Genomic DNA, 16950 nt, shown 5'->3' on the forward strand with positions numbered 1-16950 from the left:
ATCGAGATCGTTCACTGCCAATCGTCAGGGTTCGGTTCCAGGATCCAACGCGTCAGCGCGCTCCGCCGCCATGCTTTCCATCGTCACATAATCGAGCTTGCCCGTGCCTAGCACCGGCAGTGCCGCGACGATGCGGATGTCGCGCGTGATGGCCAGTTCGGGCACGCCGTTGGTGCGGCCCCATGACTGGAACGCCGCCGCGGTCGCGCCGGCCTGGGTGGTGAACAGAACCAATTGCTCCCCCTTTCGCGCATCAGGGCGCGTCACCACGGCATGCTCGTCGGCCGGCCAGAGTTTCGCCGCATAACCCTCGACCGCGGGAAGCGAGACCATCTCGCCGCCGATCTTGGCGAAGCGTTTGGCGCGGCCGCGGATGGTGACGAAACCGGCGGCATCGATCGTCACGATGTCGCCGCTGTCGTGCCAGCCATCGGCCGGCGGCTGCAACACGCCCGGCGCATCGGCCTTGAGATACCCGGCCATGATGTTCGGCCCGCGGATCGACAGGCGCCCGCCCTCCTCGATCCCCGGCACAGGCTCCACCCTCGCTTCGACACCGGGCAGCAGGCGGCCGACCGATCCGGCCTGGAAATGCATCGGCGTGTTGACCGCGATCACCGGCGCGGCCTCGGTCGCGCCATAACCTTCGAGGATGCGCAGGCCGAATTTCTCGGCATAAGTCCTGCGCGTCTCGTCCCTCACCCGTTCGGCGCCGGCAAAGATGTAACGCAGCGAATAAAAGTCATACCCATGTGCCATCCGCGCATAGCCCGACAGGAAGGTGTCGGTGCCAAACAGGATTGTCGCGTTCGAATCATAAGCGAGCGCGGGGACGATGCGATAGTGCAACGGACTTGGATAAAGCAGCGTCTTCACCCCCGACAGGATTGGCAGCAGCGTGCCGCCGGTCAGGCCGAAGCTGTGGAACACCGGGAGCGCGTTGAGCACCACGTCGGAGCGATTGAAGTCGATGCGCGCCGAAAGCTGCAGACAATTGGCAAGCAGATTGCGGTGGGTCAGCACGACGCCCTTGGGCAGCCCTTCCGATCCACTGGTAAACAGGATCACCGCCGGAGCACCCGGCGAAACGCGGTGACGCCGATGCGACCGCCCGGCCCAGCGCGTCGCGACCAGCGCCCTCAGCTTGTCCAACGGACCGATACCGGCGCCGATATCCTCGAGATAATGGATCGCGATGCCCGCCGCCTCAAGCCCAGCGATCGCCTCGCCCAGCTTGGCCTGATCGATAAAGGCGCGCGCGGTCAGGATCGTGCGAATCTCCGCCGCAGTGCACGCCGCCTTCAAATTGGTCAGCCCGGCGGTATAATTGAGCATCGCCGGCACGCGGCCGATCGCCTGCAGCGCGAAGAAACTCACCACCACGGCGTTGACGTTGGGCAGCAGAACGCCGACCGCCTCGCCCGGCCTGGTCAGCGCCGCGAACGGGCGGCCGAGCGCGAGGCTGCCGGTCAGCAGCCGGCCATAGCTCAGCGGATCGCGCTTCACGTCCTCGACGATTTCCGCATGGCCGCCATTGATGTCCTTGGCATCGATCAGCGCCTGATAAAGCGTGCGATCGAGGTCCGAGGTGGCGAAGATCATATCGCTCATCACGTCGTACAGCTTGCGTCCGGCGGCGGCGCGGCGCTGGCGCGCGGTATCGCCCTCCACGTCGAAGCGCAGCGGCGGCAGGATGGTCAGCTCGATCTTCGGGAAGGCGCGCAGCCGGACTTTGCCCTTGAGCCGCGAGAAGGGCGAATATTGCGCGCCCGAGATCCGCACCGGCACGATCGGCGCGTCGGCCTTGTCGGCGACCATGCCGGGGCCATCGAAAATCTTCATCAGCGCGCCGGTCACCGTGATGCGTCCTTCGGGAAAGATCACCAGCGTGCGCCCCTCACGCACTGCCTTGACCATCGCCTTGGCCGCCATCGGGTTGGTCGGATCGACAGGGAAGGCGTCGAACATGCCGAGGAACGGCTTGACCCACCATGCCTGGGCGATGCGCGTATGGACCGCGAAGGTCGGCTTGCCCGGCAGGAAGGCGGCGAGCAGCAGCCCGTCGAGGAAGGAGACGTGGTTGACCACGACAACCGCGCGCTCGCCCGGCTGCGGCATATTCTCCGTGCCATGCACCTCGACCCGGTAAAGCAGCACGAGCAGGCCGCGGATCATCGCCTTGAATATGGTTTCGGGCAGCAGCCAGCAGGAGATCAGCGCGATCGCCAGCGTCGCGAAGCCGGTCGCGCCGATCACCCCCGGCACGCTGGTGCCATTGGCGAGCAGCACCGTGACCACCGCGACCAGCAGCACCGTGACGACCGCGTTGACGATGTTGTTCGCGGCGATGATGCGCGACCGTTTCTCGGGCGCGCTGTGCGTCTGCAGAATGGCGTAAAGCGGCACGATGAAGATGCCGCCGGAAAATGCGATGCCGACCAACGCGAACAGAATATGCCAGCTCCCCGCCGTGGCGAGGAATGCATGCACATCGGCATTGGGCGTGACGATGGTGAAGGTACGCGTGGCAATCCACAGGTCGATCAGGAAGATCGACAGCGCCAGCGCGGAGACCGGCACATATCGCGCCGACACCTGACCGCCGAGCAGCTTGTTGACCACCAGCGATCCGATCGCCACCGCGACCGAGAAGACCAGCAGGAACAGCGTGACGACGTGCGGGCCGGCGCCGAGCGTGCCGCTGACCAGCGGCGCGAATTCCGACAACAGGATCGCGCCGACCGCGAAGAACCAGCTGATCCCGAGGATCGCCAGCCACACGCCACGCCCCGCCTGCGCCGCGGCGAGTATCTCCCAGGTGCCCTTGAAAATATTGCGCTCGATCTTGAGGTCCGGCGCCACTGCCGGCGCTGACGGCACGGCGAGGCTGGTGAGGAAACCGAGCACCGCCACGCCGGTCGCGACCAAGCCAGCCTCCCAGGGCGGGATCACGCCGCCGAGCAATTGCCCGGCAAGGATCGCGAGGAACGTGCCGGCTTCGATCAGCCCGGTGCCGCCCATCACTTCATTGGGGCCGAGATGCTGCGGCAGGATCGAGTATTTAACCGGCCCGAAGATGGTCGAATGCACGCCCATCAGGAACAGGCAGGTGAGCAGCACCGGCACCGACTGGAACCAGAAACCGGCGAGCGACAGTGCCATGATGCCGATTTCGGCGAACTTCACCGCGCGTACCAGCCCCGCCTTGTCCCATTTGTCGGCAAGCTGCCCGGCCAGCGCCGAGAGCAGGAAATAGGGCAGGATGAACAGCCCGGTCGCGATCGTCGCGAGCAGTTCGGCCTTTTCCGGCGCCGCCTTGTAGATCGTGAAATTGGCGAGGAAGAGCATCGCGAATTTGAGCAGATTGTCATTGAACGCGCCGAAGAACTGCACGACGAACAACGGCCCGAACCGGCGTTTGCTCAGCAGCGACAGATCTGGTGCGGACATGCTCTTACTCCCCTTTGGACGGTGGGTAGCGGCGAAAACTTAACGGGCGGCAACAGATGGACGGCGGCGCGATTTTCAGTGTCGGACGCAATCATAGCATGAATTCATCACTGTTCAATATTTGAATTAAACACTGTTCATTTTATTTCGAGCGTTTGTGACGGGACGAAAAATCGACTTCCACTTACGCGAATATGCGGTCGAGTTCCTCGTTTTCGTCCGGCGCGGCCGGATCACGAGGGTCATAGCCATATTGGTTTTCGCCGCCAGGCGAAGGGATGAAGATAATTATCAGCGACAATAATCCGCCGAGTATCTGACCGATGAGCGGTGCAAACCAGATCAGCAGCCACCACCCCGAAATACCGAGATCGTGAAGACGACGAACGCTGAGCGATAGCGCGGGAATGACGGAAGCGAGGCAGAAGAGCGCCGCCGTATAACCCGGCTGTATAATCCCTTGGCCGGCCAAGCCTGTCACGCCGTTCATCAAAATGACAAGCAACGCGACTAGGAATAGGATGGCGTAGAAGCTTACCCAGAACAGCAGGCATTCCAGGCGACGCGACCGTCCCTTGAAATCGAAATAATGGCGCCAAGGCCGCGTCAGCAGATCCATCTTCACCCCCCGGCTGAGACGGGAAGATTAGCCGCGATTTAACCTGGCGCCAAACGCTTACGCCGCCTTGGCGCGGCTCGCGCGCTTGCGTTCGTTCGGATCGAGATAGCGCTTGCGCAAGCGGATCGAGCGCGGGGTCACTTCGACCAGCTCGTCATCGTCGATATAGGCGATCGCCTGCTCCAGCGTCATGCGCCAGGGCGGGGTCAGGCGGATCGCGTCGTCCTTGCCGCCCGATGCGCGGAAGTTGGTCAGCTGCTTCGCCTTCATCGGGTTGACCTCAAGGTCGTCCGTCTTGGCGTTCTCGCCGACAATCATGCCCTCGTAGAGCGCTTCCTGCGGTGCGACCATCAGGATGCCGCGCTCTTCCAGCGGCCCAAGCGCATAGGCATTGGCCTCGCCAGCGCCATTGGAGATCAGCACGCCATTCTTGCGGCCTTCGATCTTGCCCTTGTGCGGGCCATATTTCTCGAACAGCCGGTTCATGATCCCGGTGCCGCGTGTGTCGGACAGGAATTCGCCATGATAACCGATCATGCCGCGCGACGGCGCGCTGAATGTGATGCGGGTCTTGTTGCCACCCGACGGACGCATGTCGGTCATCTCGGCCTTGCGGATGTTCATCTTCTCCACGACCGTGCCGGAATATTCCTCGTCCACGTCGATGATGACGGTTTCGTAGGGCTCGGTCTTGGCGCCGGTCTCGTCTTCGCTGAACAGCACGCGCGGGCGGCTGATGCCGAGTTCGAAGCCCTCGCGGCGCATCGTTTCGATCAGCACACCGAGCTGAAGCTCGCCGCGGCCGGCGACTTCGTAACTGTCGCGGTCGGCGGCTTCGGTGACCTTGATCGCGACATTCGATTCGGCTTCGCGGAACAGGCGGTCGCGGATCATGCGGCTGGTCACCTTGGTGCCTTCGCGGCCGGCCATCGGCGAATCATTGACCGCAAAGCGCATCGATAGCGTCGGCGGATCGATCGGCTGGGCATGCAGCGGCTCGCTCACGCTCGGGTCGCAGATCGTGTTGGACACGGTCGTTGTGGTCAGCCCGGCGATCGAGATGATGTCGCCCGCGCTGGCTTCATCGACCGGCACACGCTCGAGGCCGCGGAACGCCATGATCTTCGACGCACGGCCGGTCTCGACGATCTTGCCGTCATTATCCAGCGCGTGGATCGCCATGTTGGTCTTGACCGAACCGGAGAAGATCAGGCCGGTCAGGATGCGGCCGAGGAAATTGTCGCGGTCGAGCAACGTCACGAGGAACTTGAACGGACCGTTCGGATCGGCGCTCGGCTCGGGCACATGCTTGACGATCGTCTCGAACATCGGGGTCAGCGTGCCTTCGCGCGCATTCTCGTCGGTGCTGGCATAACCGTTGCGGCCCGATGCGTAGAGCACGGGGAAGTCGAGCTGCTCGTCGGTCGCTTCGAGGCTGACGAACAGGTCGAACACTTCGTCGAGCACTTCCTGGATGCGCGCGTCGCTGCGATCGACCTTGTTGACCACGACGATCGGACGCAAGCCGAGCGCCAGCGCCTTGCCGGTGACGAACTTGGTCTGCGGCATCGCGCCCTCGGCCGAATCGACCAGCAGGATGACGCCGTCGACCATCGACAGGATGCGCTCAACCTCGCCGCCGAAATCGGCGTGGCCGGGCGTGTCGACGATGTTGATGCGCGTCTTGTGCCCGTGATGATCGTCCCACTCGACGCTGGTGCACTTCGCCAGAATCGTGATGCCACGCTCTTTTTCGAGATCGTTCGAATCCATCGCTCGTTCTTCGATGCGCTGGTTGTCGCGGAACGTGCCCGACTGACGGAACAGCTGATCGACCAGGGTCGTCTTGCCGTGATCGACGTGCGCGATGATCGCCACATTGCGGAGGCTCATAAGTGTATCCGGTGCTTTGCTTGAGATGTAGCGCGCGCCGATAGCGCAAATGCTGCGCCGCGGAAAGGGGCTGCGGACGCGAAACGGCCGCTGGGCCGAACGAAACGGCTCGATTGCGTCGATCGCATCACACAAGAGACAGTCGCGATCACATCAGTTCCAATAAGAACCAGCTGCCCGGAATCGAGACGTTTATCGCCCGCTAACCTTATTTGGCCACGGTCTCGCTGGCGATATCATCGGCGTCGGGGGATTTGTCGGGTGAAGCTATTCGACTGGTTACAGCATCTTCAGCACGGCATGGCGCAGGACGGCATGGGCCAGGGCCAGGCCGAAGCCGTGCGCTGCGGCGCGCGACCGAGGCGCTTCTACGACGACGCGCGCCATCGTTCGCTGGGCAAGGTCGCCAAGGTGATGGTCGAGACCTGGGACACCGGCCCGTTCGCGACCGATATCTGCTGGCTGCTCGTCGATGCCGAGGACAGGATCCTGTTCGTGCTGCCCACGGGCGCGCTGGACGGCAAGGCACTGCTCGCGCGGATCGGCAAGAAACCCGGCTTCGACAAGGTCGCGCTGCGCCGGGCGATGAAATCGACCCGCAACGAACGCTTCACCGTGTGGCAGCGCGAGCGCATTGCCGCCTGAGATCGCACTACCGCACTCGTTTCTTCACTGACGAAGACGGCCAGCCAGGCCAGCTTGCCAAACCCGCCCAGCGTATTACATCGTTAATACAGTTGAACCGAAGAGCGTTCGGCGGCATCTAGGGCTCACACATGACGCTGGAGACAAGCATGGCCCCCGCAACAGATGGCGCAACCGACACTGCGACCGAGACCAAGACGCCCAATCTGGTGCTGACGCCACCCGATCCCGTGCCCGTCGTCGCGCCCGAAAAGGCGGTCGGACTGGTGCCGGTCGACGATTCCACGCGCACGCAATTGCAGACCCGGGTCGAGACCTTCATCGACGACCTGATCGCGCAGGACGTCAATTCGCCCGAGTTCGGCAAGCGCGTCGATGCGATCAGCGCGATGGGCCAGAAGGAAATCCGCGACGCGGCCGGCCAGTCGAACCGCTTCCTCGACCGGCCGACCCGCGCGATGGATCAGGAAACCGGCGTCGGCAAGGATCTGGCCGAGTTGCGCCGTACCGTCGAGGATCTCGATCCGGGCCGGCGCGGCAACCTCACCGCGCCACGCAAGATTTTCGGGATCATCCCGTTCGGCAACAAGATGCGCAATTATTTCGACGGTTATAAATCGTCGCAGACGCACATCGCCTCGATCCTCAAGTCGCTGACTGGCGGCAAGGATGAGCTGTTGATGGACAATGCGGCGATCGATGTCGAACGCGCCAATCTGTGGACCGCGATGGGCCGGCTCGAACAGATGATCATGCTGTCCAAGACGATGGACGAGAAGCTCGAGGATAAGGCCAATGAGCTCGATCATACCGATCCGGCCAAGGCCAAGGCGATCCGCGAGACCGCGCTCTTCTATGTCCGCCAGCGTACCCAGGACCTGCTGACTCAGATGGCGGTGACGGTGCAAGGGTATCTCGCGCTCGACCTGGTCAAGAAGAACAATGTCGAACTGGTCAAGGGCGTCGACCGCGCCTCGACCACCACGGTGTCGGCGCTGCGCACGGCGGTGACGGTGGCGCAGGCGCTGACCAACCAGCGCCTCGTACTCGAACAGATCACCGCGCTCAACACGACGACCGCCGGGATCATCGATTCGACCGGCAAGCTGCTCAAGAGTCAGACGGCGCAAATCCACGAACAGGCCGCGGCATCGACTATCCCGCTGGAAACGCTGCAGCGCGCGTTCCAGAACATCTATGACACGATGGACGCGATCGACACGTTCAAGCTCAAGGCGCTCGATTCGATGAAGACCACGGTCACCGCGCTGGGCAATGAAGTCGAGAAGTCGAAGGGTTATATCGCCCGTGCCGAGGGTCAGTCGCAGGGCGGCAAATCGGGCGGCGAGACGTTCAAACTAGAGGCCCTATGATTATGGGTATTGTGAAATGACCGACGTCGATCGCCAGATCGCACGCAGCACCGAATATCTCGACCGTACGCGGGATCGCGCGGCCGCGCTCTCCGCGCGACGGCGCAAGCGCCAGGGGACCGAGGTGTTGACCCGGCTCGGCCGGATCGCTGCTGTCGATGTGACCATCCTGATCGCCGCGATGGTGGTCGGCTGGATCATACCGCTGGGCATCGGCGGTGCGATGCTGGTGATGGCCGCGCTGATCGCGGCGACGCTGGCGCTGGCGATCTTCCCGACGACGCCCGACGTGAAACCGGAGACGTTCGGGCAAACGCCGCTCAAACTCCTGCCGATGAAGACCGAGCAATGGCTCGAATCCCAACGCCCCGCCCTCCCCGCGCCGGCACAGTCACTGGTCGACGGCATCGGCGTTCGGCTTGAAGCGCTTACCCCGCAAATGGTCGACCTGAACGAGCAGGAACCAGCCGCGGCGGAAGTGCGCAAGCTGATCGGCGAGCAATTGCCCGAACTACTCAAGGGCTATTCGAAAGTGCCCCAGGCGCTGCGCGGTATCGAACGCAATGGCAAGACGCCCGACCAGCAGCTCGCCGATGGGTTGAAGGTGATCGAGGAACAGATCGCCGGCATGTCGGCGCAACTGGCCGAGGGTGACCTCAATCTGCTTGCGACACGCGGACGGTTTCTGGAGATCAAATATCGCGAGGATGGGTTGGGCAGCTGAATCCCGACTGCGTGATGAGCGACCCGGAAAAGCGGACGGTCCGCTAAACACCAGCACGTACCTTCGGGCAGGGATCGTTCCGTCCCACGGTCGCGTGATCGCCTTCATCGCGAAAAGGCGTTTGGTGGAGAACGGTGCCGTTTGCGCTCACATGCGCCGTCGTTGAAGACTCGGGAGGGTGACGATGAATTTCCTAAAGCGACTTTTTGGCCAAAGCGAAATAGCTCCCGCCGCGCCCGCGGAATCTCTCCTCATCAACGCCTATGCCACAGTCCGTGACCTGCCGCCGCTCGACTTCCCCCATCAAGGGCGTGGTCGGCGCGATCTTTCCGACCCCGAACTTGCGCCCCACCTCAAAGGCTTTATCGACTATGTAATGGGGCGCGGCGACGGCCAGATGACGACAATGCGCTATCATCTGTGGCGACATCTCCAGCGTGTACGCAACCACATTAGTTTCGAAGCCATCACCCCTGATCTCCCACACGTCGAGGGGTGGGCGCGTATGGCCAATGCCGTGCTCTTTCTTCCTGACGGATCGGTGCGTGCGCCGGACATGGCCGTCATCATGTCCGCTGAGGGCGAAACAGCACCATCGGCAGCCCTGCCGTATCAGCCCGACGCCATCGCGCGCCGCGAGCGGACACGCGAACGGCTAAAGCTCATGGACCCGCAGCCGCCGGCAAGCATGCCACCCGCGATCGGCGAAGCCGAAGTCGTGCTGCGACCTCCCGCCGAAGTCCTGCAGCGCGCGCTCGCACTATTCTATGTGGCCGTGCGCGCGCAGGCACATCGCATCGGCGTGGAACCAATCCCGGGAGGGCAACGCGAACATAATCCGATCGGCTTTGCCTCGCTGACACCGCAGGAGGCCGCTTTTGTCGAATCCGGCGCATCCGACGTGGCGACCGCTACCGCGATCACATGGCGGTTCGAGGCAGCCAACACGCTGTTATGGGCACTCGGCTTCGATGCGGCACATATCGCGGACAGTGAACGGATGATTGATGTAGATGCGCTTTGGCTGTCCGTAGCGAGCGCCGCGCGTGACGAAGCGACAGAAGTGGCGCAGCTGCGTCCAGTCGGGCAAATCCTCGATGCGCTGGACAGAGCTTGGCTTGAACATTGGGTCGCGCGGCAGGCCAACCAGAAAGGCATGCCCCTCGTAGCGATAAGCGGCGACATCGTGGCGGAACGCCATGCTGCGCTCAATTGGCTGGCCAGCTTTCAGAACGATTTCGACGTTTCCTGGGACGATACGGATACGCCGACCTGATTCAGGATGCTCTAATGAGCGGTCAGCGTCCGCGATACGATTCTCCCACCTGGTTCCCGTTCGGCCGCTTGCCGGCTTTCAAATCGGCGCCGATCGCGTCGGCATAAGCGCCGCCTTCGAGCACCAGTCGTGCGCGCCCCTTCGCCGCCGTCGCGTCGGCCGGCCGTCCGAGATAGCCCGACGGCGTGATCGACCGGGCCGTGTCCCCGCCCTTGCGCCAGGCGGCGAGCTGATCGGGCGTCAGGCCAGTCGGCGGCAACCGCCTGGCGATGTCCTGCCGCACCAGCTCGGGCGCAAGTTCGAGCATCTCGGATGTTTCCATCTCGCCGGCATGAAGATCCGGCTCCCCGGCCGGCGGCGCGGGCCATTCCGCAAAGATCGCGCCCGATTGCCCCGACACCAGCCCAAGCCGCTTGCCGAGCGGTGCCGGCACCACGAAGCGTGCATCGATGATCTTCTCGTCATTGGCGCGCCGTACCGCCGCCGCGATCGTCCCCGCATGGGCCGCGTCGAAATGCCCGGTGACGCAGTAGATCCGATTGATCCCCGCCTTCGCCATGCTGCGGAACACATCCAGCATCAATTCGGTCATCACTTCCGGGCGGATCGTGATCGAGCCGGCAAACGCGCCGGTCACGTTGTTCACACCCCAATAATAGGGCGGCACGATGATGCTCGACACGCCGCGACGATCGAGCGTCGCCGCGGCGATGCGCAGCTGCCCTGTTGGCACCACGACATCGGTCATCAGCGGTAGGTGCGGTCCATGTTCCTCGATCGCACCAAGCGCCCATAAGGCGATCGCGCCATGCGACGCCTTCGCTTCAAGATCCGTATAAGGCTCCGCCGCGATCGTGCCGGCGAGCGGGGAAGTCCCTGAGGTCTCGCGCGCGGCAGCTGCCATGGGCGCGCCAGTGGCCACCAGTGCGGCGAGTATGCCACAAACCCCATATCGGCGTATGTGACCTAAATCGTCATTGAAACTCATTGGACGTCCTTCGATCGCTGGGGACATAGGTTGTCGGTATGACGGTGCCAGCGTCTCCACACCGCATTTGCAGACGAAATTCGCTGACGGTCGTCCCGCTGGTTCAGTGTCGCGCCGAACCGGCGATCGGCGGCACGTAAAATGCTGCAATCTCATCGATAAACCGCTGAGGGTCGCTGCCCACGAGATTGGTCAACACCACGATCGCCAGATCATCATCGGGATAGATGAAAAAGGCGGCGCGACCACCACCAATGCCGCCGACTATCCGGTGTGGCATAGCGCGTACGACCGACCAGCCCATTGCCCATTCGCCGGGTGCGCCGCTGTTAAGGGTGTCGGCAGTCCAAAGACGCGTCAGACTGTCCGGCTTGGCCAAAAGCTTGCCTCCCTGCAGGGCGACGATCCAGCCCGCTATCTCTCGTGCCGATGCATTCATGCCCGCGCCGGTTCGCGTGAAAGGCGGCAGGTCGTCCCGCCAACGACCCAATATCTTCGTTACCGCGCCGCCATGACCTGATCCGTAAAAGCTATAGGGTGTCGCGGCGCCGGGGACGATGTCGAAGCCATCGCCGAACAGAACATGCGTCATGCCGGCCGGCTTGAACTGCTTGGCCGCGAAATAGTCGGCAAACGGCATGCCGCTCTGCTTGTCGATAATCTGCGCCAGCAAAGCATAGTTGGTCTGGTTATAAGCAAACCGAGTGCCTGCAACAGATTCCAGCGGCAGCGCCTTCACCGCTGCCCAGGCTGCGGCCTCGCCGCCGCTGCCGATTAACCCATTGCCACCGACGATATCCGGCAGGCCGGAGGTATGCGCCAGAAGTTGACGGACCCGGATGGCCTGCCATCCGGCCGGCAGACCGTCGATATAGCGCGAAATGGGTGCGTCGAGCTCCAGTTTCCCGGCTTCGACCAGCTGCATCGCGGCGACGCCCGTGAACGATTTCGTCGCCGAATTGATCGGAAATAAGGTGTCCGGCGTTACCGCGACCTGATGTTCGACATTGGCGACGCCAAATGCCTCCGACATCACGATCCGGCCACCGCGCACGACCGCAACCTGCGCCCCGGGAATCCCCTTGGCAGCCATTTTCTCGAGAATGAAGGCGCGCGTCAAAGCGTTGGCATCCCGCTTGGCGACCGGCGGCGTCGGTGCCGGGTTGGCCAGAACCGCTGCTGGCAGCAACAGCGTGATGGCGGCAGCACACAGCATCGAGACGAATCTGGTCATGGCCGGGCAACCTTCCGATGTGAATTAGGCGTTCCCGATAGACGCAAGTTCCGGGTACGCAACGTCAAGCCGACGAGAATGGGGCAAGGTCTTGGTTTGAATTTGCGGGAGCCTGGCCTCTTCTGCGACAGTTACTTAAACCCAGAATTCACAATGTTTCGCAATATCAGTATATTACCTCATGCGTCTCGCGCCGGAGATATGACACAATAGGGTGTGACATATCTCCCCTCGCCCCGTCGTGCGGCTCGATACAAATGCATTCAACCCCCGCTATCGCACCAAGCATGGAAACTCGGCCCCAAGCCTCAAACCCGTGCGGGTTACGATGACGCCCTCAAAAAAATGAGCGGTACCGGCGAGCGCCACCTGGCTGATTCAAACGCGCCGCAAATGCGGCCACCATCACTTTAACGGCATTTTCTTCAACCGCCGACGCGCTCTTTCACATGATGAAGAACAACGAGAATGGCTCCGTTTATGGCTATCAACGGTCGCCGGCTATCGGGGCGAATGGATTCCGGCGCGGCGTCTCAGTCCAGCAGTTCGATCACGCCACCCAAATTGACTATTGCGACAGCGCCTTGGCCCGCTCGCTCAACCGCTCGACCGCCGCCGCATGGATGCCCGGCGTCGTCGCCAGCACACCAAATGCCTGCGCGCTCGGCGTGTTGAACTTGAGCGGCTGGCCCAGCGCATCGCTGACCGTCGCGCCCGCTTCGGCCGCGATCAGCACCGCCGCCGCGACGTCCCATTCATTGCCCCAGCGCAGGGTCGCGACCAGGTCGGCCTGGTCGGCGGCGACCATCGCGATGCGCAGCGCGATCGAATTGGGCTTGTCGACCGCGACCAGATCGCTGTCGACCTTGGGCAGGACATCGGTCGGCACGCGTGCCCCGGAAAAATCGGTGCGGTCGCCGGCATGGACCGCCACGCCGTTGAGCGTCGCGCCTTTGCCCGCCTCCGCGCGCCACACTTCGCTGCGGGCGGGCGCATCGAGCACGCCGATGATCGGCTGGCCATGTTCGACCAGCGCGATCGACACCGCCCAGCCGGGCCGCCCGCGCACAAAGTCGCGCGTGCCGTCGATCGGGTCGACCACCCAGAGCCGGTCGAGCGCGAGCCGATCGGCATTGTCGACCGTCTCCTCCGACAGCCATCCGGCATCGGGCAGCAGCGCGGACAGGCGCTGGCGGATCAGGACATTGACCTCCAGATCGACCTCGCACACCGGGTTGCCGGGCGCCTTTTCCCATTGCTTGAAGTCGGTGCGCCATTTGGCAAGGGCATGCGCGCCCGCCTCCGATGCGATCACCGCGATCCGGTCGGCCAGGCTGTCAGGCACCGGCGACCGTCATGCCGTCGATGCGCAGCGTCGGCACATTGCTGCCATAGCGGAATTCGAGATCGTTCGCGGGAGTCAGGTTGAGGAACATGTCCTTCAGATTGCCCGCGATGGTGAATTCGGCAACGGGTCCGGTAATCTCGCCGTCTTCGATCAGGAAACCCGCCGCACCGCGGCTGTAATCGCCGGTCACGCCGTTGACACCCATGCCGATCAGTTCGGTGATATAGATGCCGTGTGCGATGTCCGCGATCAGCGTTTCCGGCGGCGTGCTGCCCGCCGCCATGAACAGATTGCTGGTCGCGACACCGGGATTGCCGCCAACGCCACGCGCGGCATGACCGGTCGGCTCGAGCCCGAGCTGACGCGCCGAGCCACTGTCGAGCAGCCAGGTTTCGAGCATACCGTCGGACACGAACTCGGTCGGCGACACCGGCAATCCCTCGCCGTCGAACGGACGCGAACGCAGGCCGTGCGGACGGTGCGGATCGTCGGCGATCGTCACGCCCTTGGCGAAGATGCGCGTGCCGAGCGAATCGAGCAGGAAGCTGGTCTTGCGCGTGATCGCCTGACCCGAGACCGCGCCGATCAGATGGCCGATCATGGAGGAGCCGACGCGCGGGTCGAACACTACCGGCATCGCACCGCTCTTCACCGTCGCGGGATTGACCCGCGCGACGGCCCGCTGACCGGCGCGGGTGCCGACAATGGCTGAATCCTCCAGGCCGGAGCGGTGACGCGCGCCGTGATGGGCATAGTCACGCACCATCGCCCCGCCCTCGCCCGCCAGCACGCTGGCCGAGATGCCGTAACCGGTCGCGACATAGGCTGCGGCAAAGCCATGGCTGGTGGCCAGCGCCCAGATCGAGCGCGACGCACTGGCGCCACCGCCTTCGCTGTTCGACACACCGGGCACCGCGCGGGCGGCGTCTTCCGCCGCGAGTGCCGCCTGTTTGAGCTCGGCGGGGGAAACCTCGCCGCCATCGTCGAGATCGAGTTGCGGCGTGTTGCCGCGCATCAGGCGATCCTGCGGTGCGAGGCCAGCCCATTCGTCCTCGGGCGCCTCGCGCGCCATCGCGACGGCGCGGTGGACCAATGCCTTCAGCGCATCGACCGAGAGATCGGAGGTCGAGACGCTGGCGGAGCGCTTGCCGACGAACACGCGCAGGCCCAGTTCGGCGCTTTCCGAGCGGCCGACATCTTCAAGCGCACCAAGCCGGACGGACACGTCGAGCGCGGTGTCGGCGGCGTAAACGGCGTCGGCGGCGTCGGCCCCGGCGGCGGTGGCGCGGGCGACGATATCAGCGGCGCGGTCGCGCGCCTGGTCGGTGGTCAGCATCGGGCGGACTTAGGTGTGCCAGGAGGGTCGCGCAACCTTCTAAAGCCCCTCCTTCCATGGGAAGGGTTGGGAAGAGTGTGATCGCAAAGCGCATCGCTCGGCGCGAAGCGCCGACCGGGGCGTCGAGCTAAGCTATCCGCCGCTTCACGTCTTTCGCTGCGGCCTAAACTAAGGTGCGGTCCCCACCACAAGGCACGCGCAGAACATCAGAAACCCGGCAAAGCGGTTACTCCGAAACCGGCGCAATGCCCCCGCCCCCTCAGCCGGATCGAGCGTCACGACCTGCCAGAGAAAATGCAGCGCCACCGGAATCAGCGCGACAAGCGCGAGAATGTCCGGCCGGATCAGCCAGATCGCCCCGCCCCAGAACGCCAGCGCCACGACATAAAAGGCACCGACCCCCGGCCGAACCTTGTTGCCCATGCGCAGCGCGGACGAGCGCACCCCGATCAACGCGTCATCCTCCCGATCCTGCAGCGCATAGATCGTGTCGTAACCGATCACCCAGGCGATCGACCCGGCATAGAGCAACAAGCCCGGCACGGTCAGCGCGCCCGCGATATCGCTCCACCCGACCAAAGCCGCCCAGGAGAAGACGATGCCAAGCCATGCCTGGGGCCACCAGGTGATGCGCTTCATGAACGGATAGGCGGCGACCGGCGCCAGGCTGAGCACCGCAACGACCGCCGCGTAAAGATGCAACTGCAACAGAACGGCGAGGCCGATCAGGCAAAGCAGTGCCAGCCAAATCCATGCTGCGGTCAGCGACACCACCCCACTCGCCAGCGGCCGGCTGCGCGTGCGGGTGACCAGCTTGTCGAGATCGCGATCGACGATATCATTATAGACACACCCCGCCCCGCGCATCGCGATCGCGCCGAGCAACAGCCACAGGATCAAATCCCAGCGCTCGATCGCCCCACCGGCCAGCGCAACCGCCCACGCGCCCGGCCAGAACAGCAGCCACCAGCCGATCGGGCGGTCGAAGCGGGCAAGAAGCGCGAATGGGCGGGCGGCGGCGGGCAGCGCACCGACCAGGCCGCGATGTTCGGTGTCAGGCGTGAGTTCGGCGGGAGGCATGCGGCGTGTCTAGGGCGTGCGCTCATGCCGGGCAACGCGCTTGGGAATTATCGCTGCGTCTGGACCGGATCGATGGCATTTTCTACCGCGACCGCCTGATCGCATGCCGCACATCGCTGCAAGCACAGTTGCTGCGAGCCGCGAGCGAATGCCTGACAGGATGCCGACACCCGCCGCGACGTGACCAATCCCGGTCGCATAAGCCCGGACCAGCGGACCGGGCAGCCAGCCTGGCACCATCGCCGCGGTGAAATCGGCATAGGTGAAATGGCTCAGCCCGAAGATCAGCGGGCAGACGCCGAACAGGTAGCGCGGCAGTCTGGCGACCGCGCCCTCACCGGCGCGCCTCGGTCGCCATGCGGATCGCCAGCCCGCCGAGCACCGTCGCCATCAGCCAGCGCTGCAACGTCGCCCATAGCGGGCGCGTCGCGAGAATCCCGGCGATCGAGCCGGCGGTCAGGGCGACGACCGAATTCACACTGACGCTGACCGCGATCTGGATCGATCCGAGCACCAGCGACTGGCCGAGGATACTGCCGTGTTCGGGCGAGATGAAGTGCGGCAGCAGCGACAGGTAAATCACCGCAGTCTTCGGGTTGAGCAGGTTTGTGAAGAAGCCCATCGCGAGCAACCGGCGCGGCCCGTCCACCGGCAGGTCGCGCAGCTGGAACGGCGAGCGCCCACCCGGCCGGACCGCCTGCCAGGCGAGGTAGAGCAGATAGGCCGCGCCGCCGAAGCGCAGCGCATCATAAGCAAACGGCACTGCCATCATGAACGCGGTGATGCCGAGCGCGGCGCACAGCATGTAGAGGACGAATGCAGCCGCGACACCGCCGAGCGAGATTAACCCGGCCTTCGGACCTTGCGCGATCGAGCGCGAGATCAGGTAGATCATGTTCGGCCCCGGGGTCAGGGCCATACCGAATGCGACCAGGAAGAATGCGATCAGGCTGGCGGTGGTCGGCATGCACGGCTCCTTTTTTG

Annotated in this window: 14 protein-coding genes; 4 read left to right on the forward strand and 10 right to left on the reverse strand. The window is 64.0% G+C overall.

All coding sequences use genetic code 11. The features are described 5' to 3' along the window. Positions 1–24: 24 nt before the first annotated feature. From ACVWZA_RS11365 to typA, 3 genes are all read right to left on the reverse strand, one after another. Positions 25–3450, reverse strand: a complete 3426-nt coding sequence (locus tag ACVWZA_RS11365; RefSeq protein WP_457311309.1) for an acyl-[ACP]--phospholipid O-acyltransferase — start codon at positions 3448–3450, stop codon at positions 25–27. Between the two features lie 184 nt (positions 3451–3634). Then, positions 3635–4069: a DUF805 domain-containing protein gene (locus ACVWZA_RS11370; protein ID WP_457311310.1), complete on the reverse strand. Its 435-nt coding sequence runs from the start codon at positions 4067–4069 to the stop codon at positions 3635–3637. 57 nt (positions 4070–4126) lie between these two features. Then, on the reverse strand, positions 4127–5962 hold the full coding sequence (typA, locus tag ACVWZA_RS11375) for a translational GTPase TypA (RefSeq protein ID WP_457311311.1): 1836 nt from the start codon (positions 5960–5962) through the stop codon (positions 4127–4129). A 261-nt stretch (positions 5963–6223) separates the two neighbouring features. Between typA and ACVWZA_RS11380 the strand changes: the two genes are divergently transcribed. The 4 genes from ACVWZA_RS11380 to ACVWZA_RS11395 all read left to right on the forward strand — a co-directional run bounded on the left by ACVWZA_RS11380 (position 6224) and on the right by ACVWZA_RS11395 (position 9980). Beyond that, on the forward strand, positions 6224–6607 hold the full coding sequence (locus ACVWZA_RS11380; RefSeq protein WP_457311312.1) for a hypothetical protein: 384 nt from the start codon (positions 6224–6226) through the stop codon (positions 6605–6607). Between the two features lie 149 nt (positions 6608–6756). Then, on the forward strand, positions 6757–7980 hold the full coding sequence (locus ACVWZA_RS11385; RefSeq protein WP_457311313.1) for a toxic anion resistance protein: 1224 nt from the start codon (positions 6757–6759) through the stop codon (positions 7978–7980). A gap of 16 nt (positions 7981–7996) precedes the next feature. Continuing rightward, complete coding sequence (locus ACVWZA_RS11390; protein WP_457311314.1) at positions 7997–8704, forward strand: hypothetical protein; 708 nt, start codon at positions 7997–7999, stop codon at positions 8702–8704. 184 nt (positions 8705–8888) lie between these two features. Further along, positions 8889–9980 carry a DUF4272 domain-containing protein gene (locus ACVWZA_RS11395; protein WP_457311410.1) on the forward strand — a complete coding sequence of 364 codons (1092 nt, stop codon included), beginning with the start codon at positions 8889–8891 and terminating at the stop codon, positions 9978–9980. Between the two features lie 22 nt (positions 9981–10002). Here ACVWZA_RS11395 and ACVWZA_RS11400 read toward each other — a convergent pair whose 3' ends face one another. The 7 genes from ACVWZA_RS11400 to ACVWZA_RS11430 all read right to left on the reverse strand — a co-directional run bounded on the left by ACVWZA_RS11400 (position 10003) and on the right by ACVWZA_RS11430 (position 16933). After that, a complete protein-coding gene (locus ACVWZA_RS11400) occupies positions 10003–10884 on the reverse strand; it encodes a creatininase family protein (protein ID WP_457311315.1) in 882 nt (293 codons plus the stop codon). A gap of 187 nt (positions 10885–11071) precedes the next feature. Further along, positions 11072–12202, reverse strand: a complete 1131-nt coding sequence (locus ACVWZA_RS11405) for a serine hydrolase domain-containing protein (protein WP_457311316.1) — start codon at positions 12200–12202, stop codon at positions 11072–11074. Between the two features lie 568 nt (positions 12203–12770). Continuing rightward, positions 12771–13547: a 3'(2'),5'-bisphosphate nucleotidase CysQ gene (locus ACVWZA_RS11410; protein ID WP_457311317.1), complete on the reverse strand. Its 777-nt coding sequence runs from the start codon at positions 13545–13547 to the stop codon at positions 12771–12773. Beyond that, positions 13540–14886 (reverse strand): TldD/PmbA family protein, encoded by a 1347-nt coding sequence (locus tag ACVWZA_RS11415; protein WP_457311318.1) that lies wholly within the window; start codon positions 14884–14886, stop codon positions 13540–13542. Before ACVWZA_RS11415 ends, ACVWZA_RS11410 begins: the two co-directional genes overlap by 8 nt. A gap of 168 nt (positions 14887–15054) precedes the next feature. Then, entirely contained in the window at positions 15055–15966 is a 912-nt protein-coding gene (ubiA, locus tag ACVWZA_RS11420; RefSeq protein ID WP_457311319.1) for a 4-hydroxybenzoate octaprenyltransferase, read from the reverse strand. Positions 15967–15975: 9 nt separating this feature from the next. After that, complete coding sequence (locus tag ACVWZA_RS11425) at positions 15976–16284, reverse strand: DoxX family membrane protein (protein ID WP_457311411.1); 309 nt, start codon at positions 16282–16284, stop codon at positions 15976–15978. Positions 16285–16300: 16 nt separating this feature from the next. Then, on the reverse strand, positions 16301–16933 hold the full coding sequence (locus ACVWZA_RS11430; RefSeq protein ID WP_457311320.1) for a LysE family translocator: 633 nt from the start codon (positions 16931–16933) through the stop codon (positions 16301–16303). Positions 16934–16950: the final 17 nt, after the last annotated feature.

Source organism: Sphingomonas sp. UYAg733 (assembly GCF_054057355.1).

Bases quoted from the DNA above. Each gene is read 5' to 3' on its own strand.
- ACVWZA_RS11430 (WP_457311320.1), bottom strand. From the start codon at position 16,933: ATGCCGACCACCGCCAGCCTGATCGCATTCTTCCTGGTCGCATTCGGT.
- ACVWZA_RS11405 (WP_457311316.1), bottom strand. From the start codon at position 12,202: ATGACCAGATTCGTCTCGATGCTGTGTGCTGCCGCCATCACGCTGTTG.
- ACVWZA_RS11390 (WP_457311314.1), top strand. From the start codon at position 7,997: ATGACCGACGTCGATCGCCAGATCGCACGCAGCACCGAATATCTCGAC.
- ACVWZA_RS11395 (WP_457311410.1), top strand. From the start codon at position 8,889: ATGAATTTCCTAAAGCGACTTTTTGGCCAAAGCGAAATAGCTCCCGCC.
- ubiA (WP_457311319.1), bottom strand. From the start codon at position 15,966: ATGCCTCCCGCCGAACTCACGCCTGACACCGAACATCGCGGCCTGGTC.
- ACVWZA_RS11370 (WP_457311310.1), bottom strand. From the start codon at position 4,069: ATGGATCTGCTGACGCGGCCTTGGCGCCATTATTTCGATTTCAAGGGA.
- ACVWZA_RS11365 (WP_457311309.1), bottom strand. From the start codon at position 3,450: ATGTCCGCACCAGATCTGTCGCTGCTGAGCAAACGCCGGTTCGGGCCG.
- ACVWZA_RS11400 (WP_457311315.1), bottom strand. From the start codon at position 10,884: ATGGCAGCTGCCGCGCGCGAGACCTCAGGGACTTCCCCGCTCGCCGGC.
- ACVWZA_RS11415 (WP_457311318.1), bottom strand. From the start codon at position 14,886: ATGCTGACCACCGACCAGGCGCGCGACCGCGCCGCTGATATCGTCGCC.
- ACVWZA_RS11385 (WP_457311313.1), top strand. From the start codon at position 6,757: ATGGCCCCCGCAACAGATGGCGCAACCGACACTGCGACCGAGACCAAG.
- typA (WP_457311311.1), bottom strand. From the start codon at position 5,962: ATGAGCCTCCGCAATGTGGCGATCATCGCGCACGTCGATCACGGCAAG.